1 protein-coding gene is annotated in these 449 nt (G+C 33.2%); it reads right to left on the bottom strand.

The genetic code is table 11. From position 1 onward, the window contains the following. Positions 1–259 (bottom strand): metal-dependent transcriptional regulator (locus tag RCF13_RS00165; protein ID WP_308140664.1); only part of this gene is annotated, 259 nt, incomplete at its 3' end. Positions 260–449: the final 190 nt, after the last annotated feature.

The following is a 449-nucleotide window of genomic DNA, read 5'->3' as shown; positions in this document are numbered from 1 at the left end:
GATACCGCATTAAAAATACTTCCCAGAGTCTATGACCCCTGACTAGGATTACAGCGATTTGGAGTCCTTTTTCAGTCAATCTAGAACCTCTATAGGGCTCATATTGAATAAGCTCCTGTTTACTAAGCTTTCCTAACATTTCTGTAACAGAAGCAGGGGCTATTTTAAGACTTTCGGCAATTTCTTTATTGCTGATCAATTCATCTTCCTTTCTCAATTTATATATTGCCTTTATATAATCTTCCTTGTTCGGTGTCATAATCTTCCTCCTTCGTTTTAGGTATACCTAAATTTAATTGTATTATATGCCTAAAACCTGTCCCATGTACCTGTACAAAATTATTTTGTATAGTTTTCAAAACTGCGCACAATCACACATCCTATATTTTTATATCCACGTTTATTTTCTTAAAATAAAAACCATGTACAAAAGAAGAATCTTCTTTCAT

The organism is Stenotrophomonas maltophilia group sp. RNC7, from assembly GCF_030910085.1.
Taxonomy (GTDB): domain Bacteria; phylum Pseudomonadota; class Gammaproteobacteria; order Xanthomonadales; family Xanthomonadaceae; genus Stenotrophomonas; species Stenotrophomonas sepilia.
Note: the sequence above shows the minus strand (reverse complement) of the source record. Positions and strands in the feature narration are given on the sequence as shown.